Consider the following 18,111-nt stretch of genomic DNA (forward strand, 5'->3'; position numbering starts at 1 on the left):
AATTTCTTGTCCCAAGTGGGTCAAAAAGATGGCAGAGGTGGAGCTAACCTATGTCCTTCTTCATTCAACACCCAGGTGCTTGACTGTTTCATCGATAATGGCGTCATCCGTATTTGTAATGAGTGCAATCTTTGTATATTTCTTTAATTCTTTTAAAGCCTCTACAGTATCCGGGAATGGTTTCCAGCTCCCCATTGACTCTGAAAAGTTTATCACATCTTCCGTACTGAAAGGATACCCATAATCTCTGAACGCCATTGGTAAAGTATTTCTAAGAACCTCTTTATAAGGCCGGTATTCTTCCTGAATATACTCAAATTGAATGTTTTCCCAATGCCGCTGCAGGGCAACTACATCCGCATTGTTTATACCGTTCTTTAATAAAATATTTTTAAATACTTTCTGAATTTCTCCCTCCCAGTCAATTAAAGTTCCGAAGCAGTCAAAAGTTACAGCTTTTGGTGCAGCCATTCAGATTCCTCCCTGTCTTTTTAAAGTTTTTTCCGCTGTGCGGTAAATACAGCAAAGACCTCTACACTTATTAAGTATAGAGGTAAATGAAAGAGGCTTCTTTTCTATTTTCAAGGTGTTTTTAGCCATTTTTATGCTTTTGCCGATATTCCTTTGGAGTCATGTTAAAGTGATTGATAAATAATCTATTAAGCGAGCTTGCATGGTTATAACCCACTTCCACTGCGATTTCCAAAATTGAAAAGTCTGTCTCCTTAAGCAGTGTCTTTGCCTTTGAAAGTCGGAGCTGTTGGATATATTTGCTTGGCAGCATGCCAAACTTATCCTTGAACCACTCGGAATAATAAGATGGATGGAAGTTTTCAATCTCAGCAAGCTCCGTTAGTTCAATCTTATCGCAGTAATACTGATGTATATAATTTAGGGACTCGTATTCATGGCTTTTTGGAAATAGAAAATCTGACGCATATTGTATTAATCTATCTACTCTATAATCACTGCTGTCATTACCTTTCATTTCATCCAGCAGTAAAAAACGAATGGACTCCCACTTTTTATTGATCGGCAAATATTGGTCATTCAGTCTATATCCTTGAAATTTTACAGGAATTCTTGATTTAGGAATGTCTAATACAAAAATTTCATTCCTGTCATCTGCGTAAAAAGTATGTGTACTGGAAGGTGTTAAGAAAAATAGATGATCTGGTTTTAAGATAGTTTTCATTTTCTCTGTTTCAATATGCATTGACCCTTGGAGCGGCAATAGCAGTTGGAAATAATCGTGGCTGTGTGTATTTTTGACATTTGAATAAGTTCTTTTTTCATAAATGATGCTATTCATTGATTTTTCATCACTCCTCCCTGTTCCATATACTTTTTTAATAAGTTCAATCTATTGATAAAAAAACCCTTTTTTCTCTTTTTACATTTTAATGACACAATAATGGGATAAACTTATGTTTCCCTGGTCATATTCGATACCTTTTTTGTACTTCATTCTATTATTTACTCTCAGCTGCATACGCCACACAATGCAGCTTTTCATTTTCATTATGATAATCGATATAATCCCCCGGATTTTCCGTGTATCCGATCATTTCATTTTCAATCAACGAAAATCCGCCACTTGAAAGATTGTTTCTGAGAAAGCTTGATTGAAGATTTTCTGGGTGTCCGTTGGGATAAAGTTCCCGCAGCCTTTTATAAGATTGGCCGTGCGGTTCGTAAAAGGCAGTATAGCCGAAAATCTCGGTATCCCGCTTAAAATATGGAGCCAATTTTTCCAGCGGCAGCTCATTATTAAACAACGAAAAATCATTGAAAGATAGAACATCAATGACTACATCGATTGATTGATGCTTGAACGGCAGATCCAACTGGCTGTTCACAATATAAATGACGTTCAAATCAGGATTGAAGTGTTCAATCTTCCTTTTTAATTTCCTCAGCATCTCCAACGTATTTCCGCAAAACACGTAAAGTGCGCTCGGAGATAGGGAATATAGAAGCTTGGGCGGGAATACATATGTCTCTACATTTGTTTCCAATATCACTTTATTTGAATAATCATTCCGCCGCATTCGCTTATAAATCCATTGATTCCCTTTTTCCAGCAAACTGATGAAGCTCGGCGTAATTTCTTCGATCATTTGCTGATCATATATATAATGTTCGTTCTGTGGAGAAGCGCTCAGGTTGGGTGTGACAACGATACCATCTTTTATGACCGCTTCATATCCGCAGGAGCAGCGGAAAGAACCCTTTAGTACATACTGCTCTTTGATAAAAGCATCTGTCACGTGCAGAGCCTCCCGGCAATGCGGACAGTAAAACATCGATAAAAATAACAATGGCACGCCGGTTTCCGCCGTTGTGACGTTCGTTTGGTGAACGGATTCGATTTTCTCATCCAGCAGCCGAAGGGACCGGTTTATTTTTTCCTTTTCCCTGAGAAGTTCCTGCTTCTTTTCTATCAAAACTTTCAAATAATAATCAATTTCTTCGATATCAACGAAATGGGTCACACGCTTCAAAGATATGACTTTATGAATTTCCTGCAAAGTAAATTGGAGCTGTTTTAATTTGACGATCCAGTCCATATCATCCATGCAGGCATCATCAAAAAAATAATGGGACCCTTCTTTCGTCGGGATTAACAGGCCCATTTCTATATAATGTCGGATGGTATCAATCGTTACATTAAAATTTCTTGCAAATTCCCCGATTCTCATTTCAAATACCTCACTTTTCCCAAAAGGCCTGTAATTAAGTTATACAATAAACATGGGGTAGGCTCAATGTTTTGTTTAAAAGATGGCGAAAGGAGTCATTGACGCAGTGTAAACCCGATAAATTAGAATTATGTTACTAAGGTTTTTGTAAGCGCTTTACACCTACGAACTGGAGGGGATTTTGATGGCCGTTTATGCAGATTTGATTTTATATAATGGAAAGGTTTATACCGTCGACAAAGACAAAAGCTGGGCCGAAGCTGTTGCGGTTGCTGGCGGCGACATATTGTTTGTTGGTGCAAACGAAGAGGCAAAAGCTTATGAAGGCGAGCAGACAAAGGTTATTGACCTTGAAGGAAGGATGGTTCTGCCCGGATTTTTCGACAGCCATGCCCATGTGAGCATGGGGGGAGCTGAAGCGCTTTTCACTGTCGATTTGAATGACTGCGAAAGCCAGCAGGAAGCGGCTGACGCTGTAAAAAAATTTCTGGACGATAAACCCGATGCCGAAGTCATTACTGGAGTAGGCTGGGGAAACGCGATCGGAACAGGGATCGGACCGAGAAAAGAAATCCTTGATGAAATTGCCCCGCATGTTCCTGTTTGCCTGTATTCTGAGGATCACCATTCGCTCTGGGTCAATTCCAAAGCACTGGAACTCGCAGGGATTACGAATGAAACCGAAAATCCCAAAGGCGGAGTGATCGAGCGGGATCCCGCAACGGGAGAGGCGTCGGGAACACTCCGTGAAAGTGCAATGAATCTCGTCACGAATCACATTCCCGAATATACAGTTGAACAATATAAGAAAGGAATTTTAGCCTATCAAAAAATGGCTGCTGCCTGCGGAATCACTTCCGTTCATGAGCCGTTCATGAGAAACGGAAATGCCCTTGACGCATACAACGAGTTGGAAAAGGAAGGAAAATTGACAATCAGATTTAGAAACTCTTTATTTGTCGATCCGGAAAAAGGGATCGATCAAGTGGAAGAACTAGTAGCTGAAAGAGAGAAACATAGTCAAGGAACGTATTTCCAGACGAATTCGGCGAAATTTTTTATAGACGGCGTCGTCGAAGGGGCAACCGCCTATCTCGAAGAACCCTATGAACATATCGATTCACACGGTGAGCTCGTATGGGATCCGGAAAGCTATAAAGAAACAGCGGCGAGGCTGCACAAAGAAAGATTTACGATCCATATCCATTCCATCGGAGATGCATCCACAAGAATTGCCTTGGACGGCCTTGAATATGCGGAGGAACAGGACGAACCATTCGATTCCCGGCATGCGATTACCCATCTGCAATTAGTCAATCCGGAGGACATTGGCCGAATGAAAAAACTGAACGTGGTGGCGGTCCCTAATCCGTACTGGTTCATGAAGGAACCCAACTATTACTTTGACATCGAAGAACCCTATCTCGGAAAAGAGAGAGCAGAAAGACAATATCCGATGCAAAGTCTAATTGACGCAGGCATCATTGCGGCATCCGCCAGCGACTACCCGGTCACGATGAATTTTCATCCGCTAAACGGCATCCAGTTGGGCGTTACACGGCTTGAACCCGGAAAGACGGACGAGGATCTGATCAGCAACCCCGGCGAAAGAACCTCACTTGCCAATATGATTGAAAGTTTTACCATCAACGGAGCCTATTCCCTGAAACTTGACCATCTGACAGGCTCCATTGAAAAAGGCAAAAAAGCGGACCTTATCGTTCTGGATCAGAACCTATTTGAAATGCCTGAAGGCAAAATCAATCAGGCCAAGGTGCTGCTGACTTTATTTGAAGGAAAAGAAGTGTACCGGGAAGAAGAGGCTATTTCGGTATCTTCTTAAATACAGACATCTTAGATGAATAGAAAAGGAGTAATGCTACTTGCTAAAAATGCGAAAGCCATGGATGCTTATTTTATCAATAGTACTAATCGCTTCCCTATTCCTGTCAGCATGCGGGTCCGGCAGTTCATCAGGTTCAGGAGGCCAATCAGACGAGAAGGTGCTGAATGTCTTTAACTGGTCTGAATACCTGCCTGAGTCAGTCATAAGCCAATTTGAAGAAGAAACAGGAATCAAGGTAAATTACACCACATTTTCGTCCAACGAAGAGATGTACGCAAAGCTGAGCAGCGGAAATCTTGGATATGACATTGCGGTTCCCACGCTGTTTTTCATTGAAATGTTAGTGAAAGAGGATATGCTTGAAAAAATCAATAAAGAAAACATTCCTAACTTGAAAAACCTGAACCCTGATTTTACAGGCACATTTGCCGATCCGGATGATGAATACACCGTTCCATATTTATGGGGATCCGTTGTCATCGCGGTTAATAAGGAGCTCGTCAAAAAGGACGTCAAAGGCTATAAAGACCTGTTTGATCCAGAATTTAAAGACAGCCTCGTGATGCCGGAAGATAACCGTGCATCCATCGGCGCCATGCTGGCCATTAAAGGGTATCCAATTAACAATACGGATGAAAAACAAATAAAAGAAGCCGGAGAACTGCTGAAAAAACTAAAACCGAACATCAAGGCGTTTGATGGCGACAACCCAAAAGGCCTGCTCATTACAGGAGAAGCAAAAGCCAGCATCATGTACAATGCCGAGGCGGCTTTGGCTAAGCGCGAAAATCCCAATATCGAAATTATTTTCCCAGAGGAAGCCTCCTTTTTATGGCAGGATAACTTCGTAATCCCTAAAGGGGCGCCGCATAAGGAAAATGCGGAAAAATTCATGGACTTTGTTCTGAGGCCGGAAATAAGCAAAGAAATCTCCGAAGCGTATCCATATGGAAATCCAAATAAAGAAGCCGTCAAGCTCTTACCCAAGGAAATTCAAGAAGAGATGAGCATCCCGAAGGATTTCTTTGAACGCTCTGAATATGCGAGAGATGTGGGGGAAGCGACTGTCTTGTATGATCGGATTTGGACGGAAGTGAAACAGTAAAAAAATAAGGAAAGCTTCGGATTTTTATTCCGGGCTTTTCTCATTTTTCATCGCGTAAGGGTGGGATTTTTTCCATGATCTGAGCCATTGTAAAAGAGATACAGCGGATATTTGGAGAGGTGACCACTTCTTCTTGCTGAAAAATATCTATAAGTTCATAACGTTCCTCAAGTAAAACATATTCTTCCAATACACCTATTGCCGGATCAACGATCCAATATTCAGGAATACCAAATTTGGCATACGTCTTCAATTTATCAATTTTGTCTCTTTATTAAGGTGGTAGGAGATAAGATTTCCACAACCAAATCCGGCGCTCCCTCGACCCCGCGATTGCTTAGAATATCCAATCGGTTTCGATGGACAAGCACGAGATCCGGCTGCCGTACTTCCGTTGGGGCTAAAATGACATCAAGCGGAGCAGATAAAATAATGTAATCCGATTCGCACGACTCTCTGAACGTCTTGTATAACTCCCCGCTCATCAACTGATGGATTGTAGTTGGTCCCGGACTCAGCAACTCTAAATTCCCTGCAACTAATTCATATCTATTGCCATCCTCAATTGCTGCGTAATCATTGTAAGTGAGACTGCTTTTCTTTAGTTGATCATGTTCTGCTCTGCTGCTCTTATTATTTTTCACCTTACCCCCTCCATTTCGACATCTGTTTTACAGATAGCATAGCATCATACTTTGAATTTTCAAGGCCAACTGAAAAGATCCTGACGATTCCTTACCGAAGAAGCGATAAATCCGGGTACTCGGACAGGAATCCGAGCAACAGGGATCTACTTTTCCAAAAAATAATAAATCCACCGCCAAATTCATTGGCGGCGGATCTTCTTTGCAAACCATGCCCCGGCTTAAGCCTTCAAATAATTCTCTCTGGCTTGCTTGCTCGCATTGCATATACTCTCTTTATCCAGCGACAGTTCCATCAACCCCACTTGATCCTGGTATACATCCTCCGGTATTTGGTCCTTGATTTCATCTTCAAGAATGTGGTATACACTCAATCCAAGAGCCACACCGGCTAATGGACCTGCATAGGTTGGATCGCCGACTGTCACGGTTTCGGCGTAAATATCGACACTGTCTTCATCCGGAGACCCCAAGATTACTACAACGTTTTCACTCCCAAATTCTTCGGCTGCTTTTTTCAACTCTCCTTGGACCACCTGGTCCACCGCACCTGCGGCCGTTCAGACGAAGCACTGGGTATCTTTATAAATGACATCCACTCCGGCAGCTCTCATGCATTCCTCAATGGCCGGAGCCGGCACCCCGTCTCTTTCTCCTAAAATAAACACTTTTTTTCCTTTTAATTCCATTATTTCTCAGCCCTTTCTTTTTAAGATTGAACAAGTGCAACTTCTTTGATCAGGTTTTCAATATCATCTTTCTGTAAATCTCCGCCGGAGATTCTCTTTACCTCTTCCCCATTTTTAAAAACTAAAAACGCAGGAAGACCCATCACACGGTGATTGATGCAAAGCCTTCTATTTTGGGCACTGTTCAATTTTACGATTTTCACTTTGCCATCATAGGCCTCTGATAAAGCTTCCACGTCCGGCATCAGTTCCAGGCACGGCTGGCAGCTTGGCCCCCAAAAATCAACGATGACCGGCAATTCGGCTTGAAGTACCTCCGCCTCGAAGTTTTCTTTATTGACCTCGATCATATCACTTTCCTCCCATCATTTTTTTCTATTAAAAATGACATGCCATCTGATAGGTTTGTCATTTTTCCCAAAAACAGGCTCCCCTTTCCGACAAACATGGAATTATCTATTTCTCCCCTGATAATCATATCCCTTGCATGGCCAAGAAAAGGAATTGCAGAAGCGATATGTCCCTGGGTGGGAGAAAATCCTGGCATTCCATGCTTTTCTTCGAAGGATTCCATTTCTGTGCGGTCCAATTCCTTCCTCATGACGGCCATGGCTGCGATCGTCCGGTAGCTTCCCCGCGGGACATTTCCGTTTCCGTTCGGTTCTGTGACATCCGGGTTATGGAGCTCCACGGCATATTTATCAATGTCCGTGATGTTCAGGCCGATCTTTTCAAGCGGTTTGATGATTAAAGATTGATAGATGGCCTGATTTGAAGAGCCTGCGGAAATATCATGCTTTCCAAATGCATCCGTACGGATGACTGGACTTTTCCCGTCGTCTTCCCCGATAATGATGCCGATCGCCCCCATGATGTCTTCTGTCACCGGCATATTCTTGGAAAGGCTTCCGGCAAATTTCATGCCGAGTTTCGCAAGACTCCCTCCCCCAATCACCAATACGTTTTGATAGATTCCTGACTGGACCAAGGCTGAAGCGACACTGACCGCATGTGCCGGTGCACAGCAGAAAGATTTGATGTCCGAGCCTGTCGCATTGGCACATCCAGCATGTTCAGCAATGGATTTCGCCATATTCCCTCCACCGCGCTGATAACGGTCACCTACCGCCTCTTCATCGCAGCCGATGACATAATCAATCTCTTCAGGCTTGATGTCAAAGGCACGGAGCACATGGCGCATCGCGACAATGCCGGACGCTTTGTTGCTTAAGTTTTCAAGCAGTATATGTGCCGATAAGTTTTTATCCTCCTCGTGCCCGGTAAGAATGACGCCCGCCAGCTCATCTTTGTTTATATATAACGGCAAAGAGTTTCCAGCATCTACTTTCTTCGTGATCTCTTCCGCCGTTTCCCCGGTGCCCAAGGCTTCCAAATCTTTTTCAGTCACCAGCGGATGTTCAGCCATTTCCTTTTTCACCCGCTCCAGGAAGTTCTCTTCCAAAAAGACGAGATTGAATTGATCCGCGATTTTCAGCCATCCATAAAATTCGGTCTCCGGCAGGATCTCTCCCCATTCGCTAAAGCGGCTGGCGTTCTCCAGTTGGACATTCGTCCAAGGGCGTTCATACTCTTTAAGGTGCTCGGGCCTCATATTCCCGATAAACACCTGGTTCGGGGGATAAGCGACCGCTTCTTCAAAACTTCTTAAATTGGTCAATATATCATTCAGGAGATTTTTATTTTTTTCAATTTCCCTGACCGGCTTGGAGCCGTACCGGACCAAGCTCGGCGTATGTGTAATCACATAGGAAGTTCCCTTAATAACCGGCCGCGTCATATTTCATTCCTGCCTTCCCGCTCAATTGTTCTTCCAGACTCTCTACGTATTGCTGTGCAGATAAAGCGGCGATGCTTCCATCACCGGTTGCAGTGATGATTTGCCGCAGCATTTTTTCATTGACATCCCCGGCGGAAAACACGCCGGCAACAGATGTCTTCATATCCTCATCCACGTCGACATATCCATTTTCATTGGTAATGCCCAAACCCCTTACACAATCCGTAATCGGGTCCATCCCGATGTAAATAAATACACCGCCGCAAGGGACTTCCCTTGTCTCCCCGGTTTTGGTATGTTTGATGCGCACACCGGAAACAAGGCCGTCCCCCAGGATTTCTTCCACGGTATGATCCCAAATAAATTCAATTTTGTCGTTGTCAAATGCCCGCTTCTGGATGATCTTTTGTGCCCTTAACTGATCCCGCCTATGGATAATTGTGACTTTTGAAGCAAAGCGTGTAAGAAACAATGCTTCCTCTACAGCGGAATCCCCGCCGCCCACAACCACCAGCTCCTGATCAGCGAAGAATGCTCCGTCGCAAACCGCACAGTAAGATACACCAAAGCCGGCAAGCTCTTTTTCTCCGGGAATGCCGAGCTCCCGATGTTTGGCACCTGTCGCCACGATCACGGACTTGGCTTTGTATTCCCGGTCCCGTAAAATGACCCGTTTCAATAATCCATCTTCTTCAATCTTCAGGATCTCTCCCCGGGCAAATTCCGCCCCAAACTTCTGGGAATGTTCAAACATCTTTTGCGAAAGGTCCGGACCCAGAATCTGCTCAAATCCGGGATAGTTTTCAATATCTTGCGTGTTGGCCATTTGTCCGCCCGGCAGCCCCTTTTCTATCATCAGCGTTTTCATGTTGGCCCGGGATGTATATACTGCTGCAGTCATGCCCGCAGGTCCGGCACCCGCGATAATCACATCATATATTTCTTCGTTCATCATGTCCCCACTTCCCTTCCCTAAATTTTCACATCAAAGATGGTTGGTTCTTCAACTGCATGTTCCAAAGATTCCAAGGCAACTTCGGTTCGATGTCTGCGCAGTTTTCTTTGCTGCTCTATCGGAGTATTGGGATCTCCGAGTGGGTAAGGGATGGAAATTGTTGGAACTATACGGTTTGCCCCTACTGTAAATGCAATGGAGACTAGATTGGCCATCTGAACAATCGGAATCCCCGCCCGTTCAATTTCTTTTGTGATCGTTGCCCCGCAACGAGTACAAGTCCCTCAGGTGGATGTAAGGATCACCGCTGATACATTTGCATCAAGCAATTCCTGGGCAATTTCAGCCCCCATCCGGCTTGCTTCTGCTTGTGTAGTCCCTGTGCCTACCGTTGAATAGATATAATGATGAAGCTTCCCAATTCTCCCCTCTTTTTCAAATTCTCTGACCACATCCAGAGGTACAATTCTATTTGGATCCTCGTTTGCAGCTGTAGGATCAAATCCGGCATGAATCGTTTCCCATTCTCCAGCCGGTAACGAGTCGATTCCCGAAACATCGTATTTTCCCCATTTAGTTGCAGATGCTGATTGTATTCGATCCGGATTGCCACGAGGAACGATACCGCCCGAACTTACCAGTGCAATCGTTACTTTGCTCAGGTCCGTTACCGGACTGGCAATCGACACCCGGCTGATGACAGGCATCGGCATTTCTGTCGTATATTCTTTGTCGTATAATTTATTGATCAACATATTGACAGCCCGGTCAGCTCCGATTTCCCCGGATTCTTTGAACGCCTCCAGCCGGATCCCTCTTGGAAGATAGCCTTCTTCACTTGCAGGCTGCACTGCCTCCTTTTGTAGCAGTTTTTTTGCAAAGCCTGCCATTTTCGGCATGTCTTTTCTCATGGCAACTGCACTGTTGCCGCCCGGAAAAATATAAATATCTTTTCGGAACATTTCTGCCCCCGGATTTTCTGTATGCATACTTGTAATAACGGGAACACCGTAGCGTTCTTGCACCGCTTTGCATATTTCCCCGCATGCCGTCCCATACCTTCCGGCCATGAACGCGGGCCCGGCTATGAAAATGTCAAACTCTTTATCTTCCAAAAAGTTCAGAATCCGTTCTATAGCATCCCTTTTATGGGAGCCAAAAAAGTTATCTCCGCAAATAATCGTGTGAGAAACTTCGGCGACAGGCGACAATAAGTTATTTAAGAGCATTCCCGGCCCAACTGTCCCTTCACGTATGACAGGTTCGAAATCGGCTTTGTCTTCTCCCCCTATCTGGCCGAAAAATTGGTTGATGTAATGAACCGCTTTCTTCATCATTCTTTCACCTCACTTTAATACTCTACTACCGTCTTATGATAATCGCCGGTACTTGAATCGGCACAAAACATTCCGTTGTTTTCCATTCTTATCGAGCCATCCGGCAATACCGATTCGGACCATCCGCCAGAATTTCCATCTCTCGCCAATGCCTCCAGGTTCCCAATGACGACCTCCATCGGCCCCAATTCCAAATATTGTGAAACGTTTCCTGTTGATACGATGGCGTTTGCTTTTTCCGACAGGTCCACAAGCGGCTGAGATTTTCCGTCACGGCCGGTACATTCATTTGTGATGCCAACCACTTTAATACCTGCATCTTCCAATTCATTGATGACAAGGATAAAGTCTGAGTCCGGATTTCCATAGCCTTCCTCGGCAACAATTGCTCCCTGTGCTCCCAACGATGTGGCTAATTGGCGGACAAACAAAGCGGAGCGTTCTTTTTCCTCCAACTGCACATTCAGGTTAGATAAAATCACACCTAAGAAGTTGATCGTTTTCCCATGCTCTTCCAACAGCCTCATGATGGTCGGATTATTTACATGCTGGTATGTCGAAATTTTGGACGATGATGGCATAAAGCTTCCCGACACAACCGCTCCATCCAACAATTCAGTCGGACTGACAAATGTAGGGAGCATCCGATTGGCATCCCAACCATAGACAAGGGCATTATAACCGCTTTCAAGCATTTGGGACTGAAGCTGAAGAACATATACTACAGACGGCAGTTCCATTTCTTCCTTGCTTCGCTGACTTAATGGATGATGTTCAATCACCTTCAGCTCTTCAGGTTCCATATTTTTCACGCAATTCCCCAAATATTCGGCAAGCCTCATCGAAGCCCAGCGGATCGCTTTATTTCTTTTCTGCTGTTCATGGATCTCAAATTCTTCGTTCGTATCTGCAACTAGGCAAATATTCAGCAGCTGGGAAAACATCGTCTGTTTTGCTCCTGGACCGCTCATATCAATGAGACCATCCTGGAAACCGCCCCAATGTTTTCCGACACCGAGAACGCAGCTTCCTTTTAAAATATGGGTTCTTCCCTGACCGGCCGGCACAAGTTTATTCGTTACCCCCGGAAACATGACGCCGCCTGAAACTTTGCAGCGTGGTTCAACTGCTTCTTTTACAGGCGTTATACGGATGGGATCACCGCTTTTGGCGATATGAATGTCTGCGTCAATAATATTTTCGTCTTCAAAAACGATGCTCAATGCCTCATCCTTATTGATCGTTAATATTCCATTTTCATAAAACGTCTTACTTCCGAAAACAATGTCTTCAACATGGAAATATCCCAGTTCTAATTTCATTGTCCCCTCCGTAATCATGATTATTTTTTAACTTTGACTAAAATATATCACCGGCTTTTCGAAAAGTAAAGCATTTCTGTTAAATTAAACAATATAAATTATCGGATTATTGTTTGAATTCAAATTTGGTTATGTTAAAATCATGATTAGCATATGATTAGTTAAATGTATGAGCTTTTCTTTTAGCTAATCTAAATAAATATTTAAGGAGTGAGTCTGTGAAAAAAGTAACAAACGTTTTTATCATTTCTGCTGTCATTACGGTTATTTTTATCATTTGGGGCACATTTTTACCGGAAGGAATGGACAAGGCCACAAGTTCCATACAAGGATTTATTGTCGATTACTTTGGCTGGTTTTATTTGATTTCGGCATCTTTTTTTGTGATCGTTGCACTCTTTTTGATTTTTTCTCGGTACGGGAAAATTAAATTGGGAAAAGAAGATGATCAACCGGAACACAGTACAATTTCGTGGTTTGCGATGCTTTTTAGTGCGGGTATGGGGGTTGGACTTGTTTTTTGGGGCGTTGCTGAGCCAATCAGTCATTTTTATACGCCGGCGCAGGCTGAACCGGAAACGATGCTGGCAGCTGCAGAATCTCTCACTTATACATTCCTGCATTGGGGGCTCCATCCTTGGGCAATTTATAGCATCGTTGCTTTATCCCTTGCCTATTTCACATTTAGAAAGGGTAAACCTCAACTCGTCAGTGAAACGCTGCGGCCGGTTATCGGAAAAAGAGCAGATGGCGGGCTTGGAACGACAGTCAATATTCTTGCGGTCATCGCGACTATTTTTGGTGTAGCTACCTCATTGGGTTTGGGTGCTGCGCAAATAAGCGGCGGACTGTCATCAATGGCGAACATTACAAATAATTTTTCAACACAGTTAACCATCATCATTGTGGTTACACTTTGCTTTATGCTGTCAGCCATTACCGGTATCAATCGGGGAATTAAATATTTAAGTAATATCAATATTGTTTTAGCCGTACTGTTAATGTTATTCATCCTTTTTATGGGACCAACGAGCTTCATTTTGGAGGCGCTTACATCTTCGGTTGGTATGTATATCCAGAATTTTGCTGATATGAGTTTGAATTCGCTCCCTTTTCAACAATCCGGATGGTCTAAAGGGTGGACCATTTTTTACTGGGCATGGTGGATCGCGTGGTCGCCATTTGTCGGAACTTTTATTGCCCGCATTTCCAAAGGCCGTACAATAAGGGAGTTTATTGCAGGAGTCATGCTTGTTCCAACCATTTTTGGAATCGTGTGGTTCAGTGTATTTGGCGGTACAGCGCTGCATATGGAGATTTTTGAAAACATGAATATCCAAAACGTTTTGACTGAAAAAGGGCAAGAGGTGGCATTGTTCACCGTCATTGGACAATTCCCGTTTAGTACCTTTGTATCAATCATCGCGATTGCTTTAATCGCCATCTTTTTTATTACCTCAGCGGATTCGGCTACATTCGTCCTTAGTATGTTAACTTCTGATGGCAATTTAAATCCCGCGAATTCAACCAAAGTGATTTGGGGCATTATCCAATCAGCAACTGCTGCCGTTCTTCTTTGGTTTGGCGGACTGGCCGCATTGCAAACCGCTTCGATTATTGCCGCTTTTCCATTTGTGTTTGTTATGATATGTATGTTTGTTTCATTAATGAAATCATTAAAAGCAGATGTGAAGGCACAGCAATCTTCCGGACAAGATATTCAAAAGCCGCGAGTTATGTAACTTGCGGCTTTTCTGCATCTGGATAAATCGTCGTTCTTTTGATATGCTCCATCGTCTGGTCAGTAGCTTCCTGGACTGAGTAGGTCGATCTGTTATTAATAAACAGTGTCAACATTCCTTGCCAAATTAAATAATGCGTTTCAGCAATTTGTTCGACCTGGATGCCTTCAAATCGACTGTCATCTGCAGCCTTCTTTAAGGCAATTCTTGTCCTTTTCGTAATGTTCGGTTCAAGAAACATTTCCTTTAAGTCTTGCGGAATATTTAATATGTCTGCAGGATAGACGTCATAATAGTCCGCCAGATCATCAGGGTGGACACCAAGGTCCGAAGAAAACACGGCAAAGTAGATGTGGGGAGATTCAAACGAATGCTTACAGAAGCATTCCCATATTAAAAAATATCTGTCCAAAGGGGTTTTCGCTTTTGATAAATATTGAGGTATAGCATCTGTATATTTCTTTAAAAACTTTAATGATGCAAATAAAATCAAGTGCGACAAATCCTCGAAATAATTATAAATGGTTGCACTGTTATAACCCGCAGCATCTGCCACCTTCCGTATCGTTACATTTTCAATTCCTTCTTCTTCAATAATCTTCGCCGTTGCATCAATAAAATACGACATCATTCTTTTTGTCTGTATTTCCTTATTTTTCATACGGCGGTTTCTTGTTTTATTTTCCACTGCCATGCACTCCGATTTCGCGGCCAAATAAGCGTAATTAAGTAAAATATACCACGTATTAAAATCAGAGTCCACAGGGCGGAAATACGAAATGAAAGGTCCATATATTTTTAATCATTAGAACTGGAAGGCTTCGGCCAAAAACTTTACAAAATGCTTATGCAGAAACAATGTTCCGCATAAGCATCCGCAATTTCACACGATTTCCCTCTTTACATTAGATGTCAGGACAAATTGGGATTACCGGCTTGGCTGGGCAAATCTTCCTTCCAGGCACCCGCCGGATCGTCATCGACTGATAGCCAAGAAGCCGCTTCCATCACTCCTGACTCCTCAATCAGATGGATTAGCTCTACGTATCTTTCAAAGTTGTCAAGCAGATCGGCTATCAGTTGGTCGCGTGTAAACCCGAAAATGTCATAGCCCTCGCTTCCGGTCTGAGTAAATACCTGAATACGGAAATACTGCCCGGATTCGGGACTTTGGCTTGGAGCGAAAGACGGAATCGAATGGGGCACCGCCAAAACCTGATAGGTGAACTTACACGCGTCTGTAAAGTTGACAATAAACGTAGCCGATGGACAATTTGTACCTTCTACTGAACTCCAATTGATTTGGACATTGGCCCCATTGCCCTCAAGTTCATTCTGAACAGCCTGATAAGCAGGACGCACGGTATCGTCCATGAAGTTACGCGTTTGTATTTCGTCCGGATAGGACATGACGCGGGCGATCCTTCTGCGCCACCCCAGTTCACCGTTCTGATTAGTGGCCGCACGCCCGGAGAGAACACTCGGCAAGGTGTTACGGAAAGAGTCGCTGCTGAGTGTCTCACGTCTCAATACTCGGTAAAGGCCAATCATGAATAGGTACAACACGATCGAGAAAGGCAAGCCGATGATGACAGTAGCATACTGGAGAGTAGTTACGCCTCCTACCATTAGCATAGCGAGTGTAAGAGCACCTGTAGCAAAAGCCCAGAAGATGCGCATCCACGACGGCCCATCACTATTAGTACTGGTTACTTTGGAAGTGAAGTTGCTCATGACCAGAGCACCGGAGTCAGCGCTCGTAACATAGAACAGCAGGCCTAGAAAAGTTGCCACCACCACTACTACCGGAGCACCCGGGTACTGTTCAAGCAAGGTGTAGAATCCCTGTTCGGGCGCGTTCATGGCGGTATCACCAAAGACACTATTTCCACCCATCACAATGGCAAGGGAACTGTTACCGAAGATTGAGATCCAAATCAGGATGAATAAGAAAGGAATCGTAAGAGTGCCGGTAACGAACTGGCGGATCGTACGTCCACGCGAGATTCGGGCAAGGAACAGGCCTACGAATGGCGCCCAAGCAATCCACCAGGCCCAGAAGAATAGCGTCCAATCGGATAGCCAGCCGCCTGCCTCACCGTAGGCGAAACTATTGAGCGTCATGCCTGGAAAACGGCTTACGAAATCACCAATATTTTGCACCAGTGCATTGAGCAGAAATTTTGTCTCCCCAGTGAACAGAACATAGAGCATGAGAACAAACGCGAGAAGTACGTTTAGCTCGGAGAGTCGGCGTATACCTTTATCTACGCCTGAGACGGTGGAAGCAGTAGCCATTGCAACGGCAATCACGATAAGCGAGATTTGCGCTCCCAATCCAAGGGGTAAACCGAACATAAGGTGGAGACCGAAATTAAGCTGAACGACTCCGATGCCTAACGACGTAGCAATACCGAAGATTGTTCCAAGGACTGCAGCTATCTCAATTGTATCTCCAGTGAGACCGTTGATCCGCTTGCCGAAGATCGGGTACAGCGTCGCACGGATACTCAATGGAAGGTTATAACGGTAAGCGAAGAGTCCAAAAACCAACCCCATAAGTGTGTACATCCCCCATCCTGTCACACCGTAGTGAAACAGTGTCCAGATGACCGCTTGTCTGGCAGCTTCATCGGTTCCTCCGAGACCTTCCGGAGGAGCCAAATAATGACTGACAGGGCCAGACACTGAGAAGAACATGAGGTCAATTCCGATGCCGGCAGCAAACAGCATCGAGGTCCAAGTAAATATATTATATTTTGGTTTCGAATGATCTGGTCCCAGCTTTACTCTTCCGGTCCTCCCGCAAGCGACCACGATTACGAAAAATAAAACCAAAGTAGCTGTCAGGATGTAGTACCACCCGAAGATGTCTGCGACCCAACCTACCACTACACCGATAAGATTTTCCGCGGCATTAGGATAGATCATGCACCATGCTGCAAAAGAAATAATAATGATTGCGGAACCAAAAAAAACTACCGGCTTGACTGGCGTGACTGCCTTTCGTTTATGATTGTAATCGAACGTACCAGAATTCTTTTCTTCTTTTCTTGACCTTTGTCCATCAATATCAACTGGTTCCCCATCGGTAGCTTGATTATGTTTTTCCTTTGGCACACTCATTTTCCACACTTCCTCCTATAATCAATTGTTTTTTAATATTGGAAAATCTCTGATTATAGTACATTCTCGGGTGCCATAAATAACTTCCTGCTTGCAAACGTTTACAATGTTTTGCAGACGGGAAAAATCTTATTCTTTGAGATTTTTCTCAAAAAATTGTAAATCTCCTGATCTTAGGGCATTAACGAGGTTTTTTAACCACGTATAATATTCAATGGAATCTTCGAGCTGTTTCAGGTCTGCTTTTGCCTTTTTCCTAACATCCTCGGGAACATTGTCATTTAATAAGCCTTTTAGCTTGACAGTCGCCTTATGAATGGCTTCCAAGTTTACCGAGATCTCTCTTTCCCACTTCTTGCAAAAGAATACTGTGAAGAATTTAAAAAAGTCTTTCTCCGCTACGTATAAATCTTTTCTTTCCCCTTTTCGCCATACCTTTTGAACAACTTCCATATCCATTAATGCATTAATTCCCGTACTCATGCTCGGTTTGCTCATCCCCATACTTTGGCTCATATCATTGAGGGTCATTGGATCTTCACTGAAATATAACACTCCATAAAGCCTCCCTATTGAAGGTGTTATTCCGTACAAGTCCATTGTTTCCGCAAGAGCATCAATCACATATGATTCTGCCTCTTCCAAGACATCCCAATATTGTTCCTCAACTTGATGATTCTCCTGTTTGTCAAGCATCAGCATTTCCTCTCCTCGCGAGAAATTTCGGATATTTCAAACGTTAAATATAAATTTAATAAACTTTTCAAGTCATGTCAATGATATTCTTTTATAAATTTTTGTATTGACTGAATATATTTATTATATTATACTTTCGGTAAGTTTCA

At 43.6% G+C, this 18,111-nt stretch carries 17 protein-coding genes; 3 read left to right on the forward strand and 14 right to left on the reverse strand.

What is annotated here, in order from left to right:
* Window positions 1–60 precede the first annotated feature (60 nt).
* The 3 genes from FS666_RS10715 to FS666_RS10725 all read right to left on the reverse strand — a co-directional run bounded on the left by FS666_RS10715 (window position 61) and on the right by FS666_RS10725 (window position 2,702).
* Entirely contained in the window at window positions 61–471 is a 411-nt protein-coding gene (locus FS666_RS10715; RefSeq protein ID WP_144462215.1) for an HAD family hydrolase, read from the reverse strand.
* A 121-nt stretch (window positions 472–592) separates the two neighbouring features.
* Window positions 593–1,312: an AraC family transcriptional regulator gene (locus FS666_RS10720; protein WP_144462213.1), complete on the reverse strand. Its 720-nt coding sequence runs from the start codon at window positions 1,310–1,312 to the stop codon at window positions 593–595.
* A gap of 160 nt (window positions 1,313–1,472) precedes the next feature.
* Window positions 1,473–2,702 carry a MerR family transcriptional regulator gene (locus tag FS666_RS10725; RefSeq protein ID WP_144462211.1) on the reverse strand — a complete coding sequence of 410 codons (1,230 nt, stop codon included), beginning with the start codon at window positions 2,700–2,702 and terminating at the stop codon, window positions 1,473–1,475.
* Between the two features lie 184 nt (window positions 2,703–2,886).
* Between FS666_RS10725 and FS666_RS10730 the strand changes: the two genes are divergently transcribed.
* Window positions 2,887–4,545, forward strand: a complete 1,659-nt coding sequence (locus FS666_RS10730) for an amidohydrolase (RefSeq protein ID WP_144462209.1) — start codon at window positions 2,887–2,889, stop codon at window positions 4,543–4,545.
* A gap of 49 nt (window positions 4,546–4,594) precedes the next feature.
* A complete protein-coding gene (locus FS666_RS10735) occupies window positions 4,595–5,653 on the forward strand; it encodes an ABC transporter substrate-binding protein (RefSeq protein WP_144462223.1) in 1,059 nt (352 codons plus the stop codon).
* Window positions 5,654–5,693: 40 nt separating this feature from the next.
* Here FS666_RS10735 and FS666_RS20555 read toward each other — a convergent pair whose 3' ends face one another.
* The 8 genes from FS666_RS20555 to FS666_RS10770 form a co-directional block, all read right to left on the reverse strand.
* Window positions 5,694–5,906, reverse strand: coding sequence for a Uma2 family endonuclease (locus FS666_RS20555; RefSeq protein ID WP_306463606.1), 213 nt, complete (start codon window positions 5,904–5,906; stop codon window positions 5,694–5,696).
* 4 nt (window positions 5,907–5,910) lie between these two features.
* Window positions 5,911–6,297 carry a Uma2 family endonuclease gene (locus FS666_RS20560; protein ID WP_306463605.1) on the reverse strand — a complete coding sequence of 129 codons (387 nt, stop codon included), beginning with the start codon at window positions 6,295–6,297 and terminating at the stop codon, window positions 5,911–5,913.
* 221 nt (window positions 6,298–6,518) lie between these two features.
* Window positions 6,519–6,986 (reverse strand): glycine/sarcosine/betaine reductase complex selenoprotein A, encoded by a 468-nt coding sequence (gene grdA, locus FS666_RS20290; RefSeq protein WP_144462207.1) that lies wholly within the window; start codon window positions 6,984–6,986, stop codon window positions 6,519–6,521.
* 20 nt (window positions 6,987–7,006) lie between these two features.
* Complete coding sequence (locus FS666_RS10750; protein WP_144462205.1) at window positions 7,007–7,336, reverse strand: thioredoxin family protein; 330 nt, start codon at window positions 7,334–7,336, stop codon at window positions 7,007–7,009.
* Window positions 7,333–8,784, reverse strand: coding sequence for a glycine/sarcosine/betaine reductase complex component C subunit beta (gene grdC / locus FS666_RS10755; protein ID WP_144462203.1), 1,452 nt, complete (start codon window positions 8,782–8,784; stop codon window positions 7,333–7,335). Before grdC ends, FS666_RS10750 begins: the two co-directional genes overlap by 4 nt.
* Window positions 8,765–9,739 (reverse strand): thioredoxin-disulfide reductase, encoded by a 975-nt coding sequence (trxB, locus tag FS666_RS10760; protein WP_144462201.1) that lies wholly within the window; start codon window positions 9,737–9,739, stop codon window positions 8,765–8,767. The genes grdC and trxB overlap by 20 nt, the downstream gene beginning before the upstream one ends.
* 17 nt (window positions 9,740–9,756) lie before the next feature.
* On the reverse strand, window positions 9,757–11,076 hold the full coding sequence (locus tag FS666_RS10765) for a glycine/betaine/sarcosine/D-proline family reductase selenoprotein B (RefSeq protein WP_483409537.1): 1,320 nt from the start codon (window positions 11,074–11,076) through the stop codon (window positions 9,757–9,759).
* 14 nt (window positions 11,077–11,090) lie between these two features.
* Window positions 11,091–12,398, reverse strand: coding sequence for a glycine/sarcosine/betaine reductase component B subunit (locus FS666_RS10770; RefSeq protein ID WP_144462199.1), 1,308 nt, complete (start codon window positions 12,396–12,398; stop codon window positions 11,091–11,093).
* Window positions 12,399–12,616: 218 nt separating this feature from the next.
* Between FS666_RS10770 and FS666_RS10775 the strand changes: the two genes are divergently transcribed.
* Window positions 12,617–14,140: a glycine betaine uptake BCCT transporter gene (locus FS666_RS10775; RefSeq protein WP_144462197.1), complete on the forward strand. Its 1,524-nt coding sequence runs from the start codon at window positions 12,617–12,619 to the stop codon at window positions 14,138–14,140.
* Here FS666_RS10775 and FS666_RS10780 read toward each other — a convergent pair.
* The 3 genes from FS666_RS10780 to cudC form a co-directional block, all read right to left on the reverse strand.
* On the reverse strand, window positions 14,133–14,828 hold the full coding sequence (locus FS666_RS10780) for a TetR/AcrR family transcriptional regulator (protein WP_244943898.1): 696 nt from the start codon (window positions 14,826–14,828) through the stop codon (window positions 14,133–14,135). The two genes, FS666_RS10775 and FS666_RS10780, sit on opposite strands and share 8 nt — an antisense overlap.
* 224 nt (window positions 14,829–15,052) lie before the next feature.
* On the reverse strand, window positions 15,053–17,266 hold the full coding sequence (gene betT / locus FS666_RS10785) for a choline BCCT transporter BetT (RefSeq protein WP_144462195.1): 2,214 nt from the start codon (window positions 17,264–17,266) through the stop codon (window positions 15,053–15,055).
* A gap of 129 nt (window positions 17,267–17,395) precedes the next feature.
* Complete coding sequence (gene cudC / locus FS666_RS10790; RefSeq protein WP_144462193.1) at window positions 17,396–17,962, reverse strand: choline uptake/conversion transcriptional regulator CudC; 567 nt, start codon at window positions 17,960–17,962, stop codon at window positions 17,396–17,398.
* Window positions 17,963–18,111: the final 149 nt, after the last annotated feature.

Source organism: Siminovitchia fortis (genome assembly GCF_007681465.1).
In the GTDB taxonomy this organism is placed as follows: domain Bacteria; phylum Bacillota; class Bacilli; order Bacillales; family Bacillaceae_C; genus Siminovitchia; species Siminovitchia fortis.